Genomic DNA, 23,360 nt, shown 5'->3' on the forward strand with positions numbered 1-23,360 from the left:
TAGTGCGCGTACCGGCGCGAGGGGGTGCGGGACGCGGTCAGGCGGCGGCGCGGTCGGTGCCGCAGAACAGCGCGACCGCTGCTGCCGCGCTGAGGATCGCCGCGCAGCCGAGAAACTCCGTGCTCGGTCCGGCCGCATCATACGCCAGGCCGCCGATGGTCGCCCCGGACATGATCGCGAACTGGACCACCGCGACCATCAGTCCGCCACCGGCTTCGGGATGATCGGGGGCGGCGCGGGTCAACCAGGTCCACCATCCGACCGGTGCCGCGGTGGCGACGAAGCCCCACACGGCGAGCAGGACCGCGACGATGGCGGCCGACGTCCCGAAGATCGCCAGGCCGACCGCGACGAGGGCCATGATCGCCGGGATTGCCGCGAGCAGGAGGTGAAGCCGGCGGCCGATCAGGCGACCGATCAGCGTCGTGCCGATGAACCCCGCGACGCCGACCACGAGCAGCAGCGTCGAAAGCGTGCCCAGCCCGACCCGCGTCACCTGTTCGAGGAACGGACGAAGATAGGTGTAGAGCGCAAACTGGCCCATGAAGAGCAGGACCGCGCCGGCCAGCCCGAGCAGGACCGTCCTGCGCCGCAACAGGACCACCATGCCGCGGCCCCCGACGCGTCGTTCGGCGGGTAGCGACGGCAGCGCCAAAGCCTGCCACGCGGTCGCGGCGATCGCGATCGGCACCACGCAGAAGAAAGCGCCGCGCCAGCCGATCAGGCCACCGAGAAAGCTGCCCAGCGGCGCGCCGATCACCGTGGCGAGCGCGTTGCCGCCATTGAGCATGGCGAGCGCCTTGGGCACCGCCTCCGCCGGCACCAGCCGCATCGCGATCGCCGCGGACATCGACCAGAAGCCGCCGATAGCAATCCCGAGCACCGCGCGTCCGAGCATCAGCATCGCGTAGCTCGGCGCGCAGGCCACCACGGCGCCAGACACGATCAGCAGGGCGGTCAGCCCGAGCAGGACGAGGCGGCGATCGATGCCGTTGATGAGCCGGCCGAGCGACAGGCTGGCGATCATCGCGAACAGGCCCGAGATCGCGATCGCCTGGCCCGTCTGGCCTGTGGAGAGCCGGAGATCGGCCGCAATGGGGCTGAGCAGGCTGACCGGCATGAATTCGGATGCCACCAGCACGAAGGTGCAGAGCGTCATCGCGTACACCGCGCCCCATGCGGAGGCTTGCGACGCGTGGCCGTGCTCGGCTTCGATCAGGGTTGCGGTGGTCAGCGAAGCTCTCCTCGGAACGCGGCGGCGTATTTCTCGGGCGAGATAGGCCTGTTCATCGACGGCGATTAGCCCCGATGCGCTCCAAGGACCTGTGAGCAACACTCACCGTTGCGCATCACCGCCCGAGCGGCTGCAACTCCTTGATCAAGTCGATCAATGCCCGGAGCCCGGTCGGCACATGGCGGCGGCTCGGGTAATACAGTTCGTAGCCGGGGCCGGTCGTCGACCAGGACTCCAGCACCAGCGACAGCGCACCGGATGCGACATGGGGCGCGAAGATCGGCGCGATGCCATAGACTAGTCCGGCGCCGCCGAGCGCCATCGCCAGCATGGCGCGGCCATCGTCGGCGGTGATGCGGCTCGCGACCGGCACCGCGAACTCCCCGTCCGGTCCCTCGAATTCCCAGCGATAGATGCGATCGTCCCCCAACCGCACACCGATGCAGCGATGCCGAACGAGATCGGCGGGGGTCGCCGGCGTACCGAACCGCGCGAGATACGACGGCGCCGCCGCGACCACCCAGCGCAGGTCGGCGGACAGCCGCTGCGCGATCATGTCCTCCGGCACCGTGCCGCCATGACGGATGCCCGCGTCGAACCCGGAGTCGATCACATCGATCATCCGGTTGCTGGCGACGATGTCGACCTCGACGTCCGGATAGCGGTCGGCGAACGCCGACATCACCGGCCCGAGCAGCAAGGTCGCCGCGTCGGCGACGACGTTGAGGCGTATCCGCCCGGCCGGCGTGTCGCGAAAGCGGTTGAGGCCTTCCACGGCCACAGCGATCTCGGCGAACGGTCCTTCGACCGCATCGCGCAGCGCCTCCCCGGCCGCGGTGAGCGTGACGCTGCGGCTGGTGCGGTTGAGCAGACGCACGCCAAGCCGTCCTTCCAGCCCCTTCAGCGCATGGCTCAGGCCCGAAGCGGTGACGCCGAGTTCGAGCCCCGCGCGACTGAAACTGCGGTGTCGCGCGATCGCCAGAAAATAGGTGAAATCGGCCATGTCGGGTCGGCTGGAAGGCATGGCTCACGGTGTGGAGCGTCCCCCCGGCGAAGACAATACGCGCCGGGGGCAGAGGGGCCAGGTACGCGGCGCGGCCTGTGACTGGCCGAGCCGGTTGGGCGCGGATGTCCGGTTCCGGGTCAGGCCGCCGAGGACAAGATGCAATACACCAGCACCGGCACGCCGATCAAAAGGATCAGAAGCAGAAGGTTCAGCTCCATAAGTCTACCGAGCCAGTTCCGCTTCCCATCCGGTGCACCCGCAGCATCGGCTTTCGAATAGTCCTCGACGATTTCCATGTCGAATTTGTTCGAGAAGAAGTGTTTAGGGCGCATTCTCAGAAAAGGCTGGGGCGACGGGCTGCGAACCGGCGGCTTATGGTCGTTCGCAGAAGGATCGTCGGATTTCGAGATATTGTCTGCCATTTTACGGTTTCCGCACATTCGAGATCATGGGCGCGCAGCGCGCGTCCCAAAGGTCAGATCGAATAAAGCCCGAACTCCAGCGGCATTGGCCGCGAGCTCGGGCTAACCGCGTGCGGCGAGTTGGCCAGCGTGGTCGCGAAAACGCTTATGTGTCGCAGGAGCGTACATGCGAATACCATCGTGGACCCACGCCGTAATGTCAACGCGCGCAAAATTCCGGCGCAACCATATTGTCCTCGACGGGCGAACCATTTGTTCGACGAGGCGGGGCGGGCGCTTTGGCGAGCCGCTTCAGGACCTCGAGACAGAGGCCATTTCCGCCGAAGAGTTTCGACTGTCTGTCCAACGGCGGTGAAAAGTGGTGCCGGTTGCAGGAATCGAACCCGCGACATCCAGTTTACAAAACTGGCGCTCTACCAACTGAGCTAAACCGGCCCACGTGCGCAGCGGCAAGGCGTCCGCGACGTTGCGCTCCAATGCTTCAAGAAACGCCGAAGGTCCAGCCCTCGGAGCGGGCGATATCGCGCGTCATGGCTGCCGGCGCCCAGAGATCCGCGCGATCCGCGTTCGCGCGCAGCCACGCCGCGGTCAGGATCGCGTCGGTGGCGTGATCGTCGTAGCGCGGCAGCGGCGTATGCGGGTCGCTGCCGAGCCCTGCCAGCGCCATGTCGAGCGCGGCGGCATCGCGCATCTTGCTCAGGCCCTTGCGGATGCCGGCGGCGCGCGCGGCGACGGTGGTGTAGATTTCGACGATCGCCGGACCGTGATCGGGCAGCAAATCGAACGGCCAGACCGGGATTCGGCCCGCCAGCCGGTGCAGCACGCGCATCCCCGTCAGGCTCGACTTGCCGACCTGCGCCGCGCCGACCAGGTTGAAGCAGCTCGTCGGCGCGAAGCCCATCGCGCGCTGGCCCCGCTCGCACACGCGCATCCGGCCAGCGCCGCCCGCGAACAGATCGCCGCAATCGCGGTGCTGGCGGAAATGGCGGCGGATGTCGGGATCGCGCAGGACCGTGTCGACCGCGAGATGCGGATCGGCCGACGACAGCGTCTCGACCAGGTTCCACAGCGCGCGCGCGTCGCCGGGGCTTTGCTGCCAGCCGGGAAAATAGCCGCCCTGATCGACGAAGGGAAACCCTGGCGAAAGGTCGAGCCCGATCAGCATCGGCGAATCGCGCTGATCGAGCAGCCAGTCGAGCACGTCCGCGCGCGACCAGGCCGCCGAGTCGGGGGGCGATACCAGGATCGGCGCAGCGTCGCCGACCCCGCAGGTCGCCACCGCGATACCTTTGTGGCGGTGCCCCTGCGCGCCAGACCAGTCGATCGCGGTGAACCGGGTGAACCGCGTCGCCTTGCCGGGTTCGGTATTCACAGGCGGTGGGCTCGGCATCGCGGCTCAGGTGGCGCGGCGTCCGGACGGGTACAAGGGTTTGAGCAGTACCAGAACGACGATCGCGATCACCAGCACCGCGGACGCATCGGGTCGGCTGAACGCGAGTCCGCCATGATCGAGCGGCTTGTCGAGGAAATCGCCGACCGCGGCGCCGAGCGGGCGCGTGAGGATGAACGCGCTCCAGAACAGGAGCACCCGGTCTACCGCGGTCCACAGATACAGCGCGGTTACCCCTGCGAGCACGATGCCGAACAGGATCGCGGCACCGCCGTAGCCGAGCCCGCCGGTATCCGCAGTCCAGTCGCCGAGCGCGGTGCCCAGCGTCTGCGAAAACGTGATCGTCAGCCAGTAGAACAGTTCCGCGCGGGGTTCGTGGACCGTTTCGACCGACACCGAGCCGAGCCGGTTGTGCCACAGCGCCAGCGATGCGACGACGCAGCCGAGCAGGAGCAGCGATCCACCGGGGTAGCCGATGCCGAGCGACCGGGTGGCGAAGTCGGCGAGTGTCGTGCCCGCGGTCGTCGAGGCGATGATCGTCGCCCAGTAGAGCGCGGGGCGATAACGGTCCGCCGCGATCTGTCGCCACACCAGCAGCACCAGGATCGCGACGAAGACGATTGTGGCGGTGAGGTAGCCGAGGTTCAGCGACATGCTGACCGTGTCGCCCGCGGTCTCGCCGAGCGTGGTGGCGAGGATCTTGATGATCCAGAACGCCGTCATCACCGCCGGCACCTTGGCGGCAACCTTGGCGAGCGTGGCGCGATCGCGAGCCGTCATGACATTCCCCCTTGGCGTTACTTGGGAGACGCCGACGAGGCGATCGATCCGCAGTGTCGCACACCGGAAAATCGCGGAAGTTTTACTCGGGACATGTGGAACCGATGCCGCGGCGGCGTCTCGTCGTCGAAGCAAGAGCAGGGAGATCGCACGGTGTCGGTACGGATCGCGAGTTTGGGTGTCGGTATCGCCGCGCTGGTCGGAAGCGCTGCGCCGGCCGCTGCAGCGCCCCCCGCCGTGATGACCGCGCCCGGCACGAGCGTGTCGGTGATGACCTACAACGTCCACGGCGTGCCCTGGCCGGTCGCGGAGGACCGATCGAGCGCGTTGTCGGCGATCGCCGCGCAGCTTCGCACGATGCGCGCCGAGGGACGGCAGCCCGGAATCGTCGCGTTGCAGGAATCGTTCGTGCCCGAGGCCAAGGCGATCGGTGCCGCGGCAGGCTATCGCTACGTCGCGTTCGGCGCGCCGGCCGAGGCGACCGCGGACCCCGCAACCGCACAGGACCGGCAGTTCGTCGCGGATGGCAGCATGCTGCGCGGCGAGCGGGTCGGCAAGCATGTCGGCAGTGGTCTCGCGATCTTCTCCGACTATCCGATCCTGGCGGTGCGGCGGATCAGCTATCCGGTCTGTGCGGGCTATGACTGCCTCGCGAACAAGGGCGCGATGGCGGCGCTGATCGCGGTGCCCGGTGTCGCGGGGCCGGTCACGGTGATCGACACGCATCTCAATTCGAACGGCGCGACCGGCGTGTCCGAGCCGCGCGCGCTGTACGCATATCGGCGACAGATCGACGTGCTCAGCGGGTTCATCGGTTCGATGGCGCGGCCCGGCGGGACGATGCTGGTGGCAGGCGACTTCAACGTCGGCCGCGACATCGCGCGGCGCGCCTATTTCGCGCAGCACATGTTCGGCGGAGCGACCGCGCTGACCGGCGGCTCGCTGAAGTGCCGGGAGTCGCGGACCTGCCTGGTGACGCAGCCTGCCGACATCGCCTACTCGACCGGGCGCGCGAAGGATTTCCTGCTGTATCGTCCGTCGACCGCCGCCGCCGTCCAGCCGCTCGCGCTCAGCGCGCCGTTCGGCCGCGGTCCCGACAATGCGATGCTGTCGGATCATATCGGCGTGATGGTGCGCTATCGGATCGACGGCTCGGTCGGGCGTTCGGTGCCCGGCAGCACGCTGGCCAGCCGCCGGGCAAAGGGTGCTGCGACCCGCGCCTAGCCCCTGAGTTTGCCTGTGAAGAGCAGGTGGCGGGCGTCGTCGGCGACCTGGTTGGCGGCGCCGAGCCGTTCGATCAGCTGCGCGGGGCGGCTGCCGCGCAGACCCGCGACCGTCAGCGCGCCGTCGCGGACATAGGTGTAGACCCCGCTCACCGCGAACGCCGAGGTGTAGGCGATATGCGCCTGCTGCTCCGCGGTGGCGCGCTGGAACGCGTCGGACGCGTAGAATGCGCGGCGCGTCATCGGCGTGGCGAACGCGATGTCGAGGATCGCGACCAGCGCGCGTTCGGGCGGCACGCTGTGGTCGACGTTGGGCGCGGGCGGGGCGGGGTCCGCATTGTCGTAGCGCTCGGGCACATGGAGCCGCACCTTCAGCACCGCCGGATCGCCCGCCAGCGTCTCGGCGAACTGCGTCATGTACGCGCCAAAGCCTGCCGCGTCGTCGTGGCGCGCGCCGAAATGGACATGGAGGCGGTCGAGGCCGTCATCGCCGTTCGGGATCGGGTCCGGCGCGCGGTCGACCAGCGTCCGTGACCCCTTCGGCAGCGCATAGGCGACGGTCGCCGCGAACATGTTCTGTTCGTCCGCGAACAGGATCGCGCAGGCATCGTTGAAAATGTCCTGATCCTCGGCGGAGGCGAAGCCGATCTCGACGCCGCCATCCAACACATAGTCGTCGAACGGGGCGATGCCGTCGATCGCCGGCCACAGATGCGCGTCCTGCTCGCGGTTCAAATGTGTCTGGACATACCAGCCGAGCCCCGGGATGCGCGAGCACAGCGGGCCGTGGACGTCGCGCCAATAGGTCGCGAACACCTCGTGCGGAACCCCGGGGCGGCGGAGCACGGTGGTGTAGCTGTTGACGACGATGCTGGCGTCGCGCGTCGCATAGTCGCGCGCGGGGTCTATGATGGACATGAGGATCTCACGGCTTGGGGATGGCAGGACGAGCACCCCCAACGCATCGCCACGCAGATCGGCGCGCGCCGTTGTCCAATCTCACGTCAGTCCTTGCCTTCGGGCGCCTGTTTGCGGCGGCGGTTCCAGAATTCGAGACGCTTCTTCACGTCGCGTTCGAAGCCGCGCTCGTTGGGTTCGTAGAGCACCGGATGATCATGTCCGCCGAGTTCGTCGGGGAAGAAGCTCTGCCCGGCGAACGCATCGGGGTGATCGTGGTCGTATTGATACCCATCGTGGTAGCCGAGCTCCTTCATCAGCTTGGTCGGCGCGTTGAGGATGCGCTTGGGCGGCGCGATCGACCCGGTCGATTTCGCCAGCGCGCTGGCCTTGTCGAACGCGCGGTACGAGGCGTTCGATTTCGGCGCGGTCGCGACATAGTTGATCGCCTGCGCCAGGAACAACCGCGCCTCGGGCAGGCCGACGCGTTCGAACGCCTGCCACGCGGTCATCACCTGGACCAGCGCCTGCGGATCGGCCATGCCGACATCCTCCGACGCCGCGCAGCACAGCCGGCGGAACACCACCGACGGGTCCTCGCCACCGGCGATCATCCGCGCCGCCCAGTACAGCGCCGCATCGGGATCGCTACCGCGCAGGCTCTTGTGGAAGCAGCTGAGCAGGTTGAAATGCTCTTCCTGCCCCTTGTCGTAGAGCGGCGCGCGTTGCTGCACCAAGGTGGCGAGCGCGATGGTATCGAGATCGGATGGATGATCGGTCGCGACGATATCCTCGCACAGCCCGAGCAGATAGCGCGCGTCGCCGTCCGCCATCGCCACCAGCGCGTCGCGCGCATCGTCGGTGAGCGGCAGGGGACGTTCGAAATGCGCTTCCGCCCGCGCGATCACGCGGTGGAGGTCGGCGGCGGCAAACCGGTTGAGCGTGTAGACCTTCGCGCGCGACAACAGTGCGGATACCAGGCTGAAGCTCGGATTCTCGGTGGTGGCGCCGATCAGCACGATCGTCCCATCCTCGACCGCGGGGAGCAGCGCGTCCTGCACCGGCCGCGAGAACCGGTGAAGCTCGTCGACGAACGCGACGGTCGGTTTCGACGCCGATTCGCGCAGCCGCGTGGCCTCCGCCAGCGCCTTGCGCAGGTCGGCGATACCGGTCGACACCGCAGAAAGCTGGATGAAATTGTAGCCGACCTCGTCCGCCATCAGCCGCGCGATCGTCGTCTTGCCGACCCCAGGCGGGCCCCAGAGGATGAACGAGGACAGGCGCTTGGCAGCGATCATCCGCGCGAGCGCGCCCTCGGGCCCGACGAGATGCTCCTGGCCGATGATGTCCGAAAACCGGCGCGGGCGCAGGATTTCCGCAAGCGGTCGCGGTGCGTTGGCGCTGAAGAGCGTGTCGGACATCGGGTCTCGGGTTCCACGGATCGAGGGGGGCGCAGCGGGCGATACCGCGGCGCACGGCATCGCCGACATCGCTGCGGCAGGTCTTTCGCCTGAAAGAACATAAGGGGTGTGGCGCCGACATTGAACCCTTGGCGGCGGGGGGCGGCCTCTGGACTGCTGCTAGGCGCGATCGAACAAAATTCAGCGCATCCCTTGAATTCGGAATATTCTGCGATATATCTCAAACCATCTTAGAGATATCGGAGAATACTCAAATGCGTAACGAAATGGGATTTGGACCGTGGAGCGGTGGCCCCCGGCATGGCGGCCACGGCCGTCGCGAGCATGGTGAGGACCATGGCCATTGGAAGTCGGGCGGGGGAGCACGCGGTCGCGGCCGCCGGGTCTTCGACGGCGGCGAGATGAAGCTCGTGCTGTTGAAGCTGATCGCGGATGCACCGCGCCACGGCTACGACCTGATCCGCGAGATCGAAGGACTGGCGGGTGGCAGCTATGCGCCAAGCCCGGGCGTGATCTATCCCACGCTCAGTACGCTCGACGACATGGGGCTGATCGACGAGCAGAAGTCGGAAGGTTCCAAGAAGCGCTTCGCGGTGACCGACGAAGGGCGCCAGTTGCTGAAGGACAATGCGGAGATCGTCGAGGCGCTGTTCGCCCGGTTGGCCGCCGTCGGCGCCGAGTCCGAACGGACCGACGGCGCACCGATCCGCCGCGCGATGGGCAATCTGCGCCAGGTGCTGCAGACGCGGCTGATGCGCGAGGACGTGAACGAGGACACGCTGCACGCGGTCGCGGGCCTGCTCGACGAGGCGGCGCAGAAGATCGAGCGGCTCAAGTGAGCGTCTCGCCCATCATTTCGGTCGCGCGCGTGCCGACGCAGTCCGCCAGCAAGTATCTCCAGCAACTCGCCAAGCACTGGAGCCACAAGATGGAGGTGACCTTTTCGGCCGAAGAAGGACGGATCGCCTTCCCGAACGGCGCGGTGCTCGACATGCGCGCCGACACCGCCACGCTCGACGTCGCCTTGACGGTGCCGGAGGGCGAGGACGTCGACCGCATGCGTGGCGTGGTGTCGAGCCACTTAGACCGCTTCGCCTTCCGCGAGGCGCCGCTGACGTTCGACTGGATGCTGGCGCCGTAAACCGATCCGTTCCCCTTGTGGCGGGGCGGGCGCGCGATAAGTCTCAAGGCGTGGGGAATGGCTGAGGTCGGAGAAGTCCGGACTGTTGGTTTCGGGATACCGATGGCGGTAGCCCATGTTGAGCGGCGCTGCCGTCTTGCGCTCGAACGAGGCCGGGGCGGAGAGGGTTCTGCCTCAAGGATTGGGCGTTTGCATTTCTACCGTCGGGTAGAAGCGTGAGCTGGTCACTTGAAGCTTAAATGCAAGCGTCGCCTGATCAACAGAGCGATATCTATATGATGAAGCCAATCGCATCCGAACTGAACCAATATCAAGCGTATTAAAATACTATATATCAGTGGATAACAGTTTTTAACGTCGATATACAAATCGATAGCATACAGAGACTTAATATACATTGCTTGACCCTGCTACACGTCAACCGGTAATGTTCGGATTGTAGTAATGTTAAATAGTCATTAGCCTAAGTTTAACAACTACGCATTGATAAAAGCAAATCATAAGCCGAGGTGATGTTATGAGCAAAGGTGATGGCGATTTCATATCAAATAGCGATGTCGAGCCTGCGCTAGATGTCACAAGTTCTGTTGGCGAATTCAAAATAAAGGTTTTTTTGAACGGCGTTGAACAGGGCTGGTTTACAGACGTAGGGCCGCCAGAATACTGGATTACTGTAACCCCGCGTCAGGTTGACGGCACAACCTGGACCCAAGTTGCATATGGTGGGTTTACCTACCTAAAGAAATCTACGAACAACTATCTTTCGTACCGGAGCAATAACGTCGTATTTTCGAACGGCTTGAAAATGAGAGGCTGGGATGTTGCGGCCAAGTGGCAATTATCAGGTAAAAATTTAAAGTGTCTTGATAATAATAGTCTTGTGGGGAAAGAGGGTGATAGTTTCTATCTCGATAATAAAAATATAGTGGAAGTTGAATTTGTTCCACTATGAGTAATGGTATATGAGCCCGATGGCGGAAGGAATTCATTTGCATCCGTGGTTTTTTCCGCTGCTCGGATTTGGTGTCTTGCCCGCTACCGCTGCGGCCGGCACGTCTGCCATCGGCCGGTGACCAGCCCGTAGTCACGTAGCTAGCGTGTTGGCGCCGCGCGGATGGCTTGGTTCTGCGCCCGCTACGAGGTGCCGACCCCGTATCCGCAATACGGGTAGGCCGCGTTTGAGATTGGATAGGGCATTCCTATCCAGGAGGACCGGGCCTCGGAAAACAGCGGCGCGCGCATCGCATCGCGGGGAGCGATCGGTGAGTTACGACAGAACTGACGCAGATTATGCTGACACCGGAGTGTCCGAGTTCGTTAGGGGAACGGCGAAATTGTTAGGTCACGTTGGGTCTGCTTTGCCGAAATTATAGGAATTGGTAATTAACCGACCGTGTCTATTGTAAAAGGTCAATTCTCTCTTTCCGCAGTTAAACTTCTAGAGAAGTATAGCCGCGCGAAAGCATTCATCCGGAATGGGAGAAAATCTACGGTAGTCCACAACCTGCCGCCATTGAAGAGCGGAATTATTGAATAGCTTCTGTTTGTCAGTCTAAAGCGATAACGGAAAGCCGCCAATATTACGCCGGGTTCGACCGACCAGTAGGAAGCGCATTTAGCCCAGGCGAATGTGTCAATTGGTAAAAGGATCCTGCTCACCAGCTCGTTGATCCTCGAACCTTTCACGGGGTTTCGCTCGTGGAACGGGTGATAAGCGAAACAGGCAAGCGGCCCGAGGTTGATACGCTTCATGACGCGAACCTGTCGCTCCGAATGGGTGTCCTTGATCAGAACAAGGCGCTACCTCCGCAAAACAGGACAGCGCACACCGCGCCCACCCCGCAGTGGCGAACTATGCTCCCCGTCGGGCCATGACTTGCAGATACGTATCAAGCACGGCCTGGTTGATCGTATCCCACAGATAGCCCGCGGCTTTGTCGTGGCCGGCCCAGCCCATCGTCTCGCGCAGGCCCGGTTCGGTGACGATCCGACCGATCGCGTCGGCATAGCCGGCGATATCGGTCGGGGGAACGAGGAAGCCGGTGACGCCGTCGTCGACCAGGCCGACCGCGCCCGAGGCGCGCGCCGCCACGACGGGTACGCCCGAAGCCATCGCCTCCAGCGTGACGTTGCCGAACGTCTCGGTGACGCTGGGGTTGAAGAACACGTCCATCGACGCGACCGCACGGCCGAGATCGTCGCCCGACTGGAACCCGGCGAATACTGCCCCGGGCACGCGCTCGGCGAACCAGTTGCGCGCCGGACCTTCGCCGATCACCAGCACCTTGTGCGCTATGCCGCGCGTCTCGAGCGTGCGGATCACGTCGGCGAAGACGTCGAGGCCCTTTTCCTTCACCAGCCTGCCGAGAAACCCGACCGCGACCTCGCCGTCGGCGATCCCGTGCGCGCGGCGCCAGTCCAGATCGCGGCGGGTCGGCGTGAAGCGATCGTGGTTCACACCGCGCGACCAGATCGCGGTCGGCGTCGTCACGCCCCAATCGTGGACGATCTCGGCCATGCCGCGGCCCGGCACCAGCACTTCGTCGACGCGGTTGTAGAAGCGCGTCAGGATCCTGATCATGACGGGCTCGAAGAACGCCATCTTGTAATAGCGGAAATACGTCTCGAACCGGGTGTGCAGCGACGCGACCGTGGCGAGGCCGTGGCGGTGGCCATAGGCGATCGCGCGGTGGCCGAGGAAATCGGGTGCGGAAACGTGGATCAGGTTCGGCGCGAACGCATCGAGATCGCGGCGGATCGCAGCGGGCAGGCCGCGCGCCATCTTGTACTCGCCGCGCCCGGCCGGCAGCGGCAGCGACGGGACCGCGACCAGATCGCCGGTCGGCGGGAAGGCCGGCTTGGCGTTGGTCGGCGAGTAGACGCGGACTTTTGCGCCCTGCGACAGCAAATGCCCGACGAGCAGGTTCAGCGCCTGGTTGGCGCCGTCGCGAACATAATTATAATTGCCGCTGAACAGGGCAATACGCAGGTCGGTGGCGTCCATCGCCGCGCGGATAACGCCGGGTGCGGTGAAGCGCCACTAAATCCGCACGATAGCGTCGCCACGGTTCACGTCGGCGCCCATTGATGTTCCCGTATCGTTCTCGTACATGCCGCGTATGGCGAAACCCCAGAAGCGTTATGTGTGTCAGGCCTGCGGATCGGTGTCCCACCGATGGGCAGGGCAATGCGCCGATTGCAACGAGTGGAACACGCTGGTCGAGGAGGCGAACACCGCCGCGACGCCGTTCCATACGAAGCATAATCTGCAGACCGGTGGGCGGGCGATCCAGCTCGTCGGGCTCGACGCCGAGATCAAGCTTCCCGATCGGATGGCGACCGGCATCGCCGAGCTCGACCGCGCGCTGGGCGGCGGGTTCGTCGAGGGTTCGGCGACGTTGATCGGTGGCGATCCGGGGATCGGCAAGTCGACGCTGCTGTTGCAGGCGGCGGCGAAGATGGCGCTGGCGGGGCAGTCGGTCGCGTACGTGTCTGGCGAGGAAGCGGCGGATCAGGTGCGTCTGCGCGCGCGGCGGCTGGGGCTCGGCAATGCGCCGGTGCAACTCGCGGCGGCGACCTCGACGCGCGACATCCTGACGACATTGCAGACCAAGCCGCCGGCGATGCTGGTGATAGATTCGATCCAGACGATGCACTCCGACCTGATCGAGGGCGCGCCCGGCACGGTCAGCCAGGTGCGTGCGTCGGCGCAGGAGCTGATCCGTTTCGCCAAGGAGCGCGGGACGGCGGTAGTTCTGGTCGGGCATGTAACGAAGGACGGCTCGATCGCCGGCCCGCGCGTGCTGGAGCATATGGTCGACACGGTGCTGTCGTTCGAAGGCGAGCGCAGCCACCAATACCGCATTCTCCGCGCGATCAAGAACCGCTTCGGCGGGACCGACGAGATCGGCGTGTTCTCGATGCAGACCGAGGGGCTGGCGGAGGTCGGCAATCCGTCGTCGCTGTTCCTGACGCACCGTGACGACGCGATGACGGGGGCGACGGTGTTCCCGGCGCTGGAGGGGACACGGCCGGTGCTGGTTGAGATTCAGGCGCTGACCGTGCGATTGGCGTCGGGGGCAACACCAAGGCGTGCGGTGGTCGGCTGGGATTCGGGGCGGCTCGCGATGATTTTGGCGGTGCTGGAGGCGCGGTGTGGGCTGAGCTTCTCGAATGCCGAAGTGTATCTGAATATCGCCGGGGGCTACCGCGTGCAGGATCCCGCCGCGGACCTAGCAGTGGCGGCAGCGCTGATATCGGCGATGTCGGAGCGGCCCGTCCCGGTCGACGCGGTGGCGTTCGGCGAGGTCGCGCTGTCGGGCGAGATCCGCCCGGTTGCGCATGGCCCGCTGCGGTTGAAGGAAGCGAGCAAGCTCGGCTTCGAACGCGCGTTGGTGCCGGCGTCGATGACGGGGGAGAAGAGTGGCATGAAACTCTCGGGGTTCAAGACGCTCGCGTCATTCGTCGATCACATGATGGGGCGGGGATAACGCACGCAGGAAGGCAACTTGTTTCCCCGCGAAGGCGGGGATCCAGACTGGGCTCCCGCCTTCGCGGGAGAACAGGGCAGCGTTAGTGACGGTGTTGGGTCGGACGTACCCTTGCGACGGGGATAGCTCCGGTTCGTTGTTAACGTCCCGAATGGTCTCCTCCCCGGCGGAGGCTGGGGCCCAATTGGGAAACGCTGCTGACGACCGCTGCGCTTCGTTATCACGACCTCTCCAATTAGGCCCCGGCCTCCGCCGGGGTGGGGTGGTAAGGGCCTTTGTCGGCCATCGGTCGATCGAGCCGCACACGACGTCATCGTGGCGGGCAGGTTCGGCCAATCGGCGAACGCATGGCCTCTCGCGACAGCCATGCTATGGCCGCGGGCATGGCAAACACCAAAAGCAACACGGGCACTGTCGAGGTCGACGGCACCCGATACGACTGGAACCTGGAGCGCGAGCCGCAACACACGGATGCCGAAGGCTGGAAGGGCATGACGATCTCGCTGTTGCAGGACGATGCGCAGCGCGAAGCATTGCTCGAATTCCCCGCGCCGAAACGCCTGTTGAAAGGCTTGCCGCGTGGGCGTCTTCAGATCGACGACGCGACGATCGCGCGCGGCGTGCGGGCGGCGTTGGCCGCGGGATGGGAGCCGATGTCGCGCGGCAAGCCGATGGTCTTCACGGTGGATTCCGAAGGGAATTGAACCGTGGAACGGCGTGATACCCCGACTCCGGTCGACCCACGCGCGCAGATGCAGCCTCAAGCCGACGTGGAAACGACGTTGCTGGGCCCGATCCTACCCGATCGAGAGTGCGGCGATTGCACCGCGTGCTGCACCGAACTGACGGTGAACACGCCCGAGTTCGCCAAACCCGCGGGAACGCCGTGCATCCACCTTTCCGACAAGGGGTGCGGTATCCATGCCATCCGCCCGCGCATCTGCCGGACCTGGTTCTGCGCGTGGCGACGCGTCGCGAGCCTGCCGGACGAAGCGCGTCCCGACCGGTCCGGACTTCTCGTCTCGCTCAATTTCGTCGACAGGCCGCAGAACTGCCTTGAAGGCGTCTCGATTCATGTCCGCATGCTCACCGGCAGCGACGCTATCGCGAACGGGATGGCGGCCACCGTGCTGGACGGCGTGTGCGACCAGTTGGTCCCGGTCTGGTTCAGCGACGGCTCAAAGAAGATGCTGATGCATCCCGACACCGACGTTGCGCGCTTCGTCCTCTCGGGAGACGCGGCCCCCCAGGATCTACAGGACGAAGTCGCCGCATGGCGCGAACACTACGCTGTATTCGGTGCGAACCACTAGGATTCCAGTTTTCGCGGCAGCGGAATGACCGGTCTGAACACGTCGCTCGCCGCGTGCACTAGCGGTTCGCGCGCCGCGTCCCTATTCCAGACTGCATGAACCTGACCGCCCTAGACATAGTCGTCCTGATTGCCGTCGCCGGGTCCGCAGTGCTGGGGCTGATCCGCGGGTTCGTGACCGAAGTGCTGTCGATGTTCGCCTGGGTGGCGATGGTGGCGATGTTGAAGCTGTTCCACATCCCGCTCGCCGCCGCGTTGTCGCCGATGATCGGCACGGTCGGAGGGGCAGCCGTGCTGGCCTTCGCGATCATCACCGGCGTCACCTATATCGGCGGTCGTCTCGTCGCGAACGCGATCGGCGCGCGGACGCGGACCTCCATTCTCGGCCCGGTCGACCGTGCGCTGGGCTTCGGGTTCGGTGCGCTCAAAGGGCTCATCCTCGCCAGCCTCGTCTTCCTGCTCGCCACGCTCGTGATCGATACGATGAGCGGCGGACCGTCGCGCCGGCCCGAATGGATGACCCGGTCGCGCACCTATCCGCTGCTCGACGCGACTAGCGCCGGCATCGCCGATTTCGTCGACCGCCGTCGCCGCGGTCAGCCCGTCTTCGGCGCCCGCACGCCGACCTCCCGACCCGACAACGCAAGCGACCCGAAATCATGAGCGCGCCCCTCTACAATGCCGAGATCCTGCGCCTTGCTGCCACGATCCCCCACCATGAACGCCTGCCCGAGCCGATGGCGACCGCGGAGAAACGCTCGCCGATCTGCGGCAGCCGCGTGACGATCGATGTCGCGGTCGACGATGAGGGCAAAGTCAGCAAGGTCGGCCTGCTGGTCCGCGCCTGCGCGCTCGGTCAGGCGTCGTCGTCGTTGCTGGCGTCGAACATCCTCGGTCGCACCCCCGCCGAGCTCGCCGCGACGCGCGATGCGCTGACGGCATGGCTTGCGCGCGACGGCGATGCGCCCGATTGGCCGGGGATGGATATTTTCACCCCCGCGCTCGACTACACCGCGCGGCACCCGTCGATCCGGCTCGCGTTCGAAGCCGCGGCCGAGGCTGCCGACACCGCCGCAAAGGCGAAAGTCTGATGGCGGAGGGCACGGCACCGTCGCTGCTCCGCGACGGCGTCGTACTGCTCGGGTTCGGTCTAATGTTCGTGCTGCTGTTCCGGCGGCTCGGGCTCGGGGCGACGCTGGGGTATCTCGTGGCGGGCGCGGTCGTCGGGCCGCATGTGCTGGGGCTAGTCGGCGATGCGGAGTCGAAGCTCGGCTTCGCCGAACTGGGCATCACGCTGCTGCTGTTCATCGTCGGGCTCGAGCTGAACCCGTCACGGCTGTGGAAGATGAAGGAGGAGATCTTCGGGTTGGGCCTTCTCCAGGTCGCGATCTGCGGCCTCGCGATCACCGCGATCGTCTGGGTCGGGGCGAAGTTCTCGCTTCCCGCCGCGCTTGCGCTCGGCCTGCCGCTCGCGCTGTCGTCGACCGCGCAGGTGCTGCCGATGTTGCGGTCTTCGGGGCGGATGCGCACCCCGTTCGGCGAACGTGCGTTCTCGATCCTTCTGTTCCAGGATCTCTCGATCGTCCCCCTGATCACGATCGTCGCCGCAATGAGCCGCAACCCTGCCGACGCGAATGCGCCTCCCGGCTGGCTGCTGGCGATCTATACGGTGCTTGCGGTGGTCGGGCTCGTCGTTGCAGGGCGCTTCTTGCTCCGCCCGTTCTTCCGCCTCATCGGCAATCTCGGCGAGCGCGAGATGTTCGTGTTCGCCGGCCTCTTTACCGTCATCGCCAGCGCCGCGATCATGGAATGGCTCGGGCTGTCGACCGCGCTCGGTGCGTTCATCGCCGGCGTGATGCTCGCGGACAGCCCGTATCGGCATGAACTCGAAGCCGATGTCGAGCCGTTCCGCTCGATCCTGCTCGGCCTGTTCTTCCTCGCGGTCGGCATGGTGCTCGACCTCAACGCGATCGCCGAGCGGCCGGTGTTCGTGATGGCGATGGCCGCCGCGCTGATCGCGACCAAGACCAGCGTGATCATGCTGATCGGCATGGCGTTCAAGATGACGTGGCGGCAGGCGTTCGCGCTCGGGCTGTTGCTCAGCCAGGGCGGCGAGTTCGGCTTCGTGCTGTTCGCGCAGGCGCAGGCCGGGCTGCTGATCGAACCGCAGGCGGCCAGCCTGTTCGGCGCCATCATCACGCTGTCGATGGCGACGACGCCGTTCCTGATGGGGATCACCCGGCGCTTCCGCACCGAACCACTGGCGAAGAACCAGGAGCGCGACGGGCCCAAGACCGATGGCTCGAACGCGATCATCGTCGGCTATGGCCGGTTTGGGCAGACGGTCGGCCAGATGCTGCTGACGCAGGATATCCCGGTGACGCTGATCGATACCGATATCGAGATGATCGACATCGCCGGCGAGTTCGGCGCGAAGGTCTATTACGGCGACGGCACGCGGCTCGACCTGTTGCGGCAGGCGGGGGCGGCGGAGGCCGAACTGATCTGCTTCTGCATGGATGGCGATCAGCTCGAACCCGACACGATTGAGGGCGTGCACGAGGCGTTCCCGAACGCCGCGATCTATGTCCGCGCGTTCGATCGGCGCGCGCTGGTCAAGCTGAAGAACACGTCGGCGCAGTATGTCATCCGCGAGGTGCTCGAATCGGCGGTGAAGATGGCGCGGCTGGCGATGGACGGGCTCGGCGTCGCGAGCGCGGATATCGACCGTGCGGAGGACATGTACCGCGCGCGTGACAAGGAGCGGTTGCAGCTCCAGATCGATTCGGGCGACATGCGCGCGGCGCGTGCCGAAACCGCCGAACGCTTTCCGTGGGGGAACGACGCGACATGATACTCGTCATACTGGCCGCCTTGTCGGGCGCGATCGCGGTCGCGGCTGGAGCATTCGGGGCGCACGGCGCGAGTGGCTCCGCGGCGGAGTGGTTGAAGACCGGCGCGCAGTATCAGCTCGTCCACGTCGTGGCGGCGCTGGTTGCGGTGCGGATGGAGGCGCGCGGGCCGGCGTGGCTGTTCGTGATCGGCGCGGCGATCTTCGCGCTGACGCTGTACGCGATGGCGCTGGGCGCGCCGCGCTGGTTCGGCGCAATTACGCCGATCGGTGGCGCGCTGCTGATCGGCGGGTGGTTGTGGCTGGCTTGGAGTGCGGCTCGCCCCTAGCAGAATTGTTTCCCCGCGAAGGCGGGGACCCAGTCTGGGCACCCGCCTTCGCGGGTGAACAAACTTCTTTCTGGTTCTCGGGTGCTACCGCTTCTTCCGGCACGCGTCCGAACAATAGATCACGCTGTCCCAGTCTCGAGCCCACTTCTTCCGCCACGTAAACGGCCGTTCGCATGCCGGACACACCTTGGTCGGCAGGTTCTGCTTGGCGACACCGTTGGGCATCAGCGGGGCTGCGCGTCGAGGAAGGTTTCGACGTCCCCGAGGTCGACCGTCTTGTCGAGATACGTCTGGCCGATCCCGCGCGCGAGCAGGAAGGGGAGAGTGCCCGCCGCCATCTTCTTATCGTGCCGCATGTGATCGACGAGCCGCGCACCGCTCGCGCCGATCTTCGCGGCCGCGAGACCGTCGGGAAGCCCGACGTCGCGCAAGTGCGCTGCAACGCGCTCCGCGACCTGAACCGAGCAAATCCCTTGGGCTGCCGAAAACCCGAACGCCAGCGAACAACCCGCCGCGACGCCCTCGCCGTGGATCAGCGCCTGCGAGAACCCGGTCTCCGCCTCCAGCGCATGGCCGAACGTATGCCCGAGATTGAGCAGAGCACGCGTCCCGTTCGTCTCATGCTCGTCCGCCGCGACGATCCGCGCCTTGGCCGAAACGCTGTGCGCGATCGCGTACTCACGCAGGCGGATGTCGCCCGCGAGCAAAGCAGCGCCGTTGGCTTCACACCATTCGAAGAACACGAAGTCGTCGATCAGGCCGTATTTCACGACCTCGGCGTAACCCGCGCGCAACTCACGGATCGGCAGCGTGTCGAGCACCTGCGGGTCGATCAGCACCATCACCGGCTGATGAAACGCGCCGATCAAATTCTTGCCGGCCTTCGTGTTGATCGCGGTCTTGCCGCCAACCGAGCTGTCGACCTGCGCGAGCAGCGACGTCGGGATCTGCACGAAGTTGCACCCGCGCTTCAGGATCGAGCAGGCGAACCCGACCAGGTCACCCATCACGCCCCCACCGAGCGCAACGACATGATCGCCGCGCTCGACGCCGAGTTCGAGCAGCCGGTCGCACAGCATCTCCAGCGTCGCCCAGCTCTTGCTGCCTTCGCCGGGGGCCAACACGATCGCCTCCGACGCGATCCCCGCCGCAGTCAGCGACGCCTGCAACGTCGCGAGGTGGACCGACAAATTCTCGTCGGTGACGATCGCCACCCGCCGGCCCTTCGCAAGCGGCGCAAGGAACTCACCCGCCCGCGCGAGAATCCCCGCTTCGATATGGATCGGGTAGGTCCGCGACCCCAGTTCGACAATAACGGTCTTCATCGGCCAAGCGCTCTCAGGATAGCGGCGACGGTCGCTTCGTGCGGCGTCTTGTTGCTGACAATATGGATGTGCGCCTGCGCGTAGATCGGGTTGCGCACGCGCGCCAGTTCGGTGAGCACCTTCCCCGCATCGCGGTTGCGGAGCAGCGGGCGGCTGTCGCGCCGGCCCACGCGTTCCACCAGGATGTCGGGGTGCGCGCTGAGCCAGACCGACACCGTATCGCGCAGGATCAGCGCGCGCGTGTCGTCGTTGATGAACGCGCCGCCACCGGTCGCGATGACCTTCGGCGTGCCGTCGATCAGCCGTGCGATCACGCGGCGTTCGCCATCACGGAAATACTCTTCACCGTATTTCGCGAAAATCTCGGCGACGGTCATCCCCGACGCGGCCTCGATCTCGTGATCGGCGTCGACGAACGGCAGGTTCATGCGCAGCGCAAGGCGGCGGCCAACGGTCGTCTTGCCGACGCCCATCAGCCCGACGAGCACGATCGGGCGATCGATCGGGGCAGGGCGACGACTGCCCGAGGGCCCGCCTGAAGGGTTGTGGCTTTGCAACATCGTAGCCCGCGCTATACAGCGGCTCCGCGCGAGGGCAAAAGCTCTTGGCGCGCGATTTTCTGCCCCGTTCACTACCCCTGTCCACTACAAGGTTACGTCGTATGTCCCGTTTCATCGTCTCGGTCGTCGTCGTTCTTGTGGTCGTGGTCGGCGGCCTGTTCCTGCTGGCGGGCCGCGCGACGGAACGTCCGCAGAGCCACGTCGAAAAGGCCGTGACGCTTGCGAACCTCTCTTAAGGCAACGCTGGCGGCGGCCGTCGCCGTCGGGGCGCTCGTCGCGCTGGCACCCGCGATCGGCCAGGATCGCCCCGAATCGATCCTGCCGCCGGGCTTTGGCGATGCGACCCCGTCGCCGGCCCCCGCGTCGCGACCGAACGCGCCTGCAAACGCACCGCAACCGACGCGCCCGACTACGCCTACGCAATCATCGCCCTCCTCATCGACACCCCCATCGCCCTCCAGCGCGATGATCCAGCCGCTGCCGTCGACGACGCCGGACGGGCTACCGGTTCCACCACCCGTCGCCACGCCCGCACCGGTCGATCCGAGCGTGCTCGCGCGCTACGAGATGCCCGAATCCGCGCGGCGTTCGCTCGAGACGGTCGGACCGGTCACCGCGAGCGAGGGCGGGCTGGAGACGGATGCGTTCGGCGATGCCGATGGCCAGTATGTCGAGACGCTGATGCGCCGGCTGACCGCGCCGCTGCCGTCGCGGTGGATGTCGATCCTGCTGCGGCGCGCGCTGGTGTCGCATGTCGATACGCCGAGCCATACCAACGGCGCGGACTTCGCCGCCGAGCGGGCGTGGCTGTTGTTGCGGATGGGCGAATCGGTTGCCGCGCGGGCGGTCACGCAGAACGTCGATACCTTCAACTACACGCCCAAGCTGTATCAGGTCGCGATGAACGCGTCGCTGGCGACCGGCGATCCTGCCGGGTTCTGCCCGCTGGTTCCCGGCGCGATGCGCTATGCCCCGTCGCGCGGCTGGACGATGGCGCAGGCGATATGCGCCGGGCTGTCGGGCAATCCGGCGCAGGCCACCCCGCTGATCGCGACCGCCAAGCGCCGCAACGTCGCCAGTGGCGTCGACATGCTGCTGGCGCAGAAGGTCGTCGGTGCCGGGGCGCAGGGGCGTCAGGCGGTGACGATCGAATGGGACGGCGTCGATCAGCTGACCGCCTGGCGGTTCGGGCTGGCGATGGCGACCGGCGTTGCGGTGCCCGACGAGCTCTATGCGAGCGCCGGGCCGCAGGTGCGATACTGGCAGGCGCTCTCGCCGTCGGTCGCGCTGGGTGACCGGCTGGCGCCTGCCGAGGCGGCGGCGGGGCAGGGCGTGCTGTCCAGCGCCGCGCTGGTCGACCTGTATGCGGCGACCGCGACCGACGACGACGCGCAGAGCGGCGCGAGCGCGACGGCGAACGATCTCCAGACCGCCTATGCCGATCGCAACGCCGAGACGCGGCTGACCGCGCTGCGTCAGTTGTGGGGCGTCAAGGACGCGGAACCTGCCTATGCGCGGCTGGTGCTGACCGCGCGGGCGGCGGCGCGGATCGACCCGACCTCGGGCAAGGCGGACGCCGATCATCTGGTCGCGTCGATGCTGACCGCCGGGCTCGACCGGACCGCGGCGCGCTGGCTCGGTACGGTGCCGAGCGGCAGCGACGCCTGGGCGATGATCGTGCTGAGCGATCCCGATGCATATCGCCGTCTGAGTTACGCCGACCTTGCCTCCTATTCGGGCGGCGCGGGCGATTCGGCGTTGAAGCAGCGGATGCTGTTCGCGGGTCTAGCCGGGATGGGCCGGCTTTCGCAGAGCGACATCGAGCGCGCCGCGCAGACACTCGGCGTGCGGATCGGTGCCGCCAATGCTTGGACGCGCGCGCTGGATCGTGCCGCGCGCGACGGTCAGGCGGGGACAGTCGTCCTGCTCGCGGCGATCGGCATGCAGGCGCCGAACTGGAAGGGTATCCCGCCCGAGGCGCTCTACCGGATCGTCGGTGCGCTGCGCGCGGTCGGGCTCGACGGCGAAGCGCGGATGATCGCGGCCGAGGCGATCGCGCGGGCGTGACGCACGGTCGGGATCGCGCGCTGATCGATCGCTTCCTGGAAATGATGACGGCGGAGGCCGGCGCGGCAGCGAACACCGTCGCGGCGTATCGCAGCGACCTGTCGCTAGCGTCGCAGGCACTCGAAGGCGGCCTAGTCGAGGCGAATGCGGATGCGCTGGCGACGCTCGCGGGCGAATGGTCCGCGCTGTCGAACGCGACGGTCGGGCGGAAGTCTGCGTCGCTCCGGCGTTTCTTCGCGTTCCTTGCCGACGAGGGCCACCGTCCCGACGATCCCGGCAACGCGCTCCCTCGGCCGGGCACCGTCCGCGCGTTGCCCAGGATATTGAGTCACGCCGATGTCGACCGGCTGTTCGCGGCGATCGCCGAACGGGCAGCGCGCGATCCGCTCGATCCCAACGACCTGCGCCTGTCCGCGCTGTTCGAACTGCTCTACGGCTCCGGACTGCGCGCGACCGAGCTGGTCAGCCTGCCGCGCAACGCGGTCCATCCCGATCGGCCGTTCCTGATCCTGCGCGGCAAGGGCGGGCGCGAGCGTCTCGTCCCGATCTCCGACCGTGCGCGAGCCGCCGTGGCGCTGTGGCGGACTCATGTCGCGACCGATCGCGCTTGGCTGTTTCCGTCGGGCAAGGGGCACCTCTCGCGCATCCGGCTGTACCAGATCGTCAAGGCGCTCGCCGCCGAAGCCGGCATTCCCCCCGACCGCGTCAGCCCCCACGTCCTGCGCCATGCGTTCGCGACGCACCTGCTCGCCGGCGGTGCCGACCTGCGCGCGCTGCAATCGATGCTCGGTCATGCCGATATCGCGACGACGGAGATCTACACGCACGTCGATTCGAGCCGCCTCGTCGAGCTCGTCAACACGCATCACCCCCTTGCGGATATGCCGCCGCGCTGACGCGAACAGGGCGGCG

The 23,360-nt window shown here is 66.3% G+C and carries 25 protein-coding genes and 1 tRNA gene; 14 read left to right on the forward strand and 12 right to left on the reverse strand.

What is annotated here, in order from left to right; translation table 11 throughout:
• Positions 1 to 37: 37 nt before the first annotated feature.
• The 6 genes from C8J47_RS04545 to C8J47_RS04570 all read right to left on the reverse strand — a co-directional run bounded on the left by C8J47_RS04545 (position 38) and on the right by C8J47_RS04570 (position 4,832).
• On the reverse strand, positions 38 to 1,336 hold the full coding sequence (locus C8J47_RS04545) for an MFS transporter (protein WP_220683330.1): 1,299 nt from the start codon (positions 1,334 to 1,336) through the stop codon (positions 38 to 40).
• Positions 1,337 to 1,349: 13 nt separating this feature from the next.
• A complete protein-coding gene (locus C8J47_RS04550; protein WP_259467346.1) occupies positions 1,350 to 2,237 on the reverse strand; it encodes a LysR family transcriptional regulator in 888 nt (295 codons plus the stop codon).
• A 140-nt stretch (positions 2,238 to 2,377) separates the two neighbouring features.
• Positions 2,378 to 2,662, reverse strand: a complete 285-nt coding sequence (locus C8J47_RS04555; RefSeq protein WP_147454277.1) for a hypothetical protein — start codon at positions 2,660 to 2,662, stop codon at positions 2,378 to 2,380.
• Between the two features lie 359 nt (positions 2,663 to 3,021).
• A tRNA-Thr gene (locus C8J47_RS04560) sits at positions 3,022 to 3,097 on the reverse strand.
• 46 nt (positions 3,098 to 3,143) lie between these two features.
• Positions 3,144 to 4,034, reverse strand: coding sequence for a hypothetical protein (locus C8J47_RS04565; RefSeq protein ID WP_259467347.1), 891 nt, complete (start codon positions 4,032 to 4,034; stop codon positions 3,144 to 3,146).
• Between the two features lie 24 nt (positions 4,035 to 4,058).
• A complete protein-coding gene (locus C8J47_RS04570) occupies positions 4,059 to 4,832 on the reverse strand; it encodes a hypothetical protein (protein ID WP_121884585.1) in 774 nt (257 codons plus the stop codon).
• A gap of 153 nt (positions 4,833 to 4,985) precedes the next feature.
• Here C8J47_RS04570 and C8J47_RS04575 point away from each other — a divergent pair, with 153 nt between their 5' ends.
• Positions 4,986 to 6,056, forward strand: a complete 1,071-nt coding sequence (locus tag C8J47_RS04575; RefSeq protein ID WP_147454278.1) for an endonuclease/exonuclease/phosphatase family protein — start codon at positions 4,986 to 4,988, stop codon at positions 6,054 to 6,056.
• On the opposite strand, the gene C8J47_RS04580 is transcribed toward C8J47_RS04575, so the two are convergent.
• Both C8J47_RS04580 and C8J47_RS04585 read right to left on the reverse strand, forming a co-directional pair.
• Positions 6,053 to 6,973: a hypothetical protein gene (locus tag C8J47_RS04580; RefSeq protein ID WP_121884587.1), complete on the reverse strand. Its 921-nt coding sequence runs from the start codon at positions 6,971 to 6,973 to the stop codon at positions 6,053 to 6,055. The two genes, C8J47_RS04575 and C8J47_RS04580, sit on opposite strands and share 4 nt — an antisense overlap.
• 86 nt (positions 6,974 to 7,059) lie before the next feature.
• Positions 7,060 to 8,373 (reverse strand): replication-associated recombination protein A, encoded by a 1,314-nt coding sequence (locus C8J47_RS04585; protein WP_121884588.1) that lies wholly within the window; start codon positions 8,371 to 8,373, stop codon positions 7,060 to 7,062.
• Positions 8,374 to 8,627: 254 nt separating this feature from the next.
• On the opposite strand from C8J47_RS04585, the gene C8J47_RS04590 reads away from it, so the two are divergent.
• The 3 genes from C8J47_RS04590 (at position 8,628) to C8J47_RS18835 (ending at position 10,466) form a co-directional block, all read left to right on the forward strand.
• Entirely contained in the window at positions 8,628 to 9,212 is a 585-nt protein-coding gene (locus C8J47_RS04590; protein WP_259467348.1) for a PadR family transcriptional regulator, read from the forward strand.
• Positions 9,209 to 9,514 carry a DUF2218 domain-containing protein gene (locus C8J47_RS04595; RefSeq protein ID WP_121884590.1) on the forward strand — a complete coding sequence of 102 codons (306 nt, stop codon included), beginning with the start codon at positions 9,209 to 9,211 and terminating at the stop codon, positions 9,512 to 9,514. The genes C8J47_RS04590 and C8J47_RS04595 overlap by 4 nt, the downstream gene beginning before the upstream one ends.
• Before the next feature lie 517 nt (positions 9,515 to 10,031).
• Positions 10,032 to 10,466 carry a hypothetical protein gene (locus C8J47_RS18835; protein WP_147454279.1) on the forward strand — a complete coding sequence of 145 codons (435 nt, stop codon included), beginning with the start codon at positions 10,032 to 10,034 and terminating at the stop codon, positions 10,464 to 10,466.
• Between the two features lie 900 nt (positions 10,467 to 11,366).
• Here the strand turns inward: C8J47_RS18835 and C8J47_RS04600 are convergent.
• A complete protein-coding gene (locus C8J47_RS04600) occupies positions 11,367 to 12,518 on the reverse strand; it encodes a glycosyltransferase family 1 protein (RefSeq protein WP_121884591.1) in 1,152 nt (383 codons plus the stop codon).
• A gap of 115 nt (positions 12,519 to 12,633) precedes the next feature.
• On the opposite strand from C8J47_RS04600, the gene radA reads away from it, so the two are divergent.
• The 7 genes from radA to C8J47_RS04635 all read left to right on the forward strand — a co-directional run bounded on the left by radA (position 12,634) and on the right by C8J47_RS04635 (position 18,496).
• A complete protein-coding gene (gene radA, locus C8J47_RS04605) occupies positions 12,634 to 14,004 on the forward strand; it encodes a DNA repair protein RadA (protein ID WP_121884592.1) in 1,371 nt (456 codons plus the stop codon).
• Between the two features lie 371 nt (positions 14,005 to 14,375).
• Complete coding sequence (locus C8J47_RS04610; protein ID WP_121884593.1) at positions 14,376 to 14,708, forward strand: hypothetical protein; 333 nt, start codon at positions 14,376 to 14,378, stop codon at positions 14,706 to 14,708.
• Between the two features lie 48 nt (positions 14,709 to 14,756).
• Positions 14,757 to 15,317, forward strand: a complete 561-nt coding sequence (locus C8J47_RS04615) for a YkgJ family cysteine cluster protein (RefSeq protein WP_121884594.1) — start codon at positions 14,757 to 14,759, stop codon at positions 15,315 to 15,317.
• Positions 15,318 to 15,412: 95 nt separating this feature from the next.
• Positions 15,413 to 15,979, forward strand: coding sequence for a CvpA family protein (locus tag C8J47_RS04620; RefSeq protein WP_121884595.1), 567 nt, complete (start codon positions 15,413 to 15,415; stop codon positions 15,977 to 15,979).
• A complete protein-coding gene (locus tag C8J47_RS04625; protein ID WP_121884596.1) occupies positions 15,976 to 16,407 on the forward strand; it encodes an iron-sulfur cluster assembly scaffold protein in 432 nt (143 codons plus the stop codon). Before C8J47_RS04620 ends, C8J47_RS04625 begins: the two co-directional genes overlap by 4 nt.
• Positions 16,407 to 18,170, forward strand: coding sequence for a cation:proton antiporter (locus C8J47_RS04630; protein ID WP_056050948.1), 1,764 nt, complete (start codon positions 16,407 to 16,409; stop codon positions 18,168 to 18,170). The genes C8J47_RS04625 and C8J47_RS04630 overlap by 1 nt, the downstream gene beginning before the upstream one ends.
• A complete protein-coding gene (locus C8J47_RS04635; protein ID WP_121884597.1) occupies positions 18,167 to 18,496 on the forward strand; it encodes a DUF423 domain-containing protein in 330 nt (109 codons plus the stop codon). The genes C8J47_RS04630 and C8J47_RS04635 overlap by 4 nt, the downstream gene beginning before the upstream one ends.
• A gap of 84 nt (positions 18,497 to 18,580) precedes the next feature.
• Here the strand turns inward: C8J47_RS04635 and C8J47_RS04640 are convergent, their stop codons facing one another.
• The 3 genes from C8J47_RS04640 to C8J47_RS04650 are packed head-to-tail and all read right to left on the reverse strand — an operon-like array spanning position 18,581 to position 20,381.
• Entirely contained in the window at positions 18,581 to 18,721 is a 141-nt protein-coding gene (locus C8J47_RS04640; RefSeq protein ID WP_082444318.1) for a DUF2256 domain-containing protein, read from the reverse strand.
• A complete protein-coding gene (gene aroB / locus C8J47_RS04645; RefSeq protein WP_121884598.1) occupies positions 18,721 to 19,821 on the reverse strand; it encodes a 3-dehydroquinate synthase in 1,101 nt (366 codons plus the stop codon). Before aroB ends, C8J47_RS04640 begins: the two co-directional genes overlap by 1 nt.
• Complete coding sequence (locus C8J47_RS04650) at positions 19,818 to 20,381, reverse strand: shikimate kinase (RefSeq protein WP_060526913.1); 564 nt, start codon at positions 20,379 to 20,381, stop codon at positions 19,818 to 19,820. Before C8J47_RS04650 ends, aroB begins: the two co-directional genes overlap by 4 nt.
• Before the next feature lie 101 nt (positions 20,382 to 20,482).
• Here C8J47_RS04650 and C8J47_RS19435 point away from each other — a divergent pair, with 101 nt between their 5' ends.
• From C8J47_RS19435 to C8J47_RS04660, 3 genes are read left to right on the forward strand one after another with little or no spacing between them, the layout of a single operon-like run.
• Positions 20,483 to 20,617: a hypothetical protein gene (locus C8J47_RS19435; RefSeq protein ID WP_258191373.1), complete on the forward strand. Its 135-nt coding sequence runs from the start codon at positions 20,483 to 20,485 to the stop codon at positions 20,615 to 20,617.
• On the forward strand, positions 20,601 to 22,448 hold the full coding sequence (locus C8J47_RS04655) for a hypothetical protein (protein WP_259467349.1): 1,848 nt from the start codon (positions 20,601 to 20,603) through the stop codon (positions 22,446 to 22,448). The genes C8J47_RS19435 and C8J47_RS04655 overlap by 17 nt, the downstream gene beginning before the upstream one ends.
• Positions 22,445 to 23,344 (forward strand): tyrosine recombinase, encoded by a 900-nt coding sequence (locus C8J47_RS04660; RefSeq protein WP_259467350.1) that lies wholly within the window; start codon positions 22,445 to 22,447, stop codon positions 23,342 to 23,344. Before C8J47_RS04655 ends, C8J47_RS04660 begins: the two co-directional genes overlap by 4 nt.
• The last annotated feature ends 16 nt before the right edge of the window (positions 23,345 to 23,360 follow it).

The organism is Sphingomonas sp. PP-F2F-G114-C0414, assembly GCF_003688595.1.
GTDB lineage: Bacteria > Pseudomonadota > Alphaproteobacteria > Sphingomonadales > Sphingomonadaceae > Sphingomonas.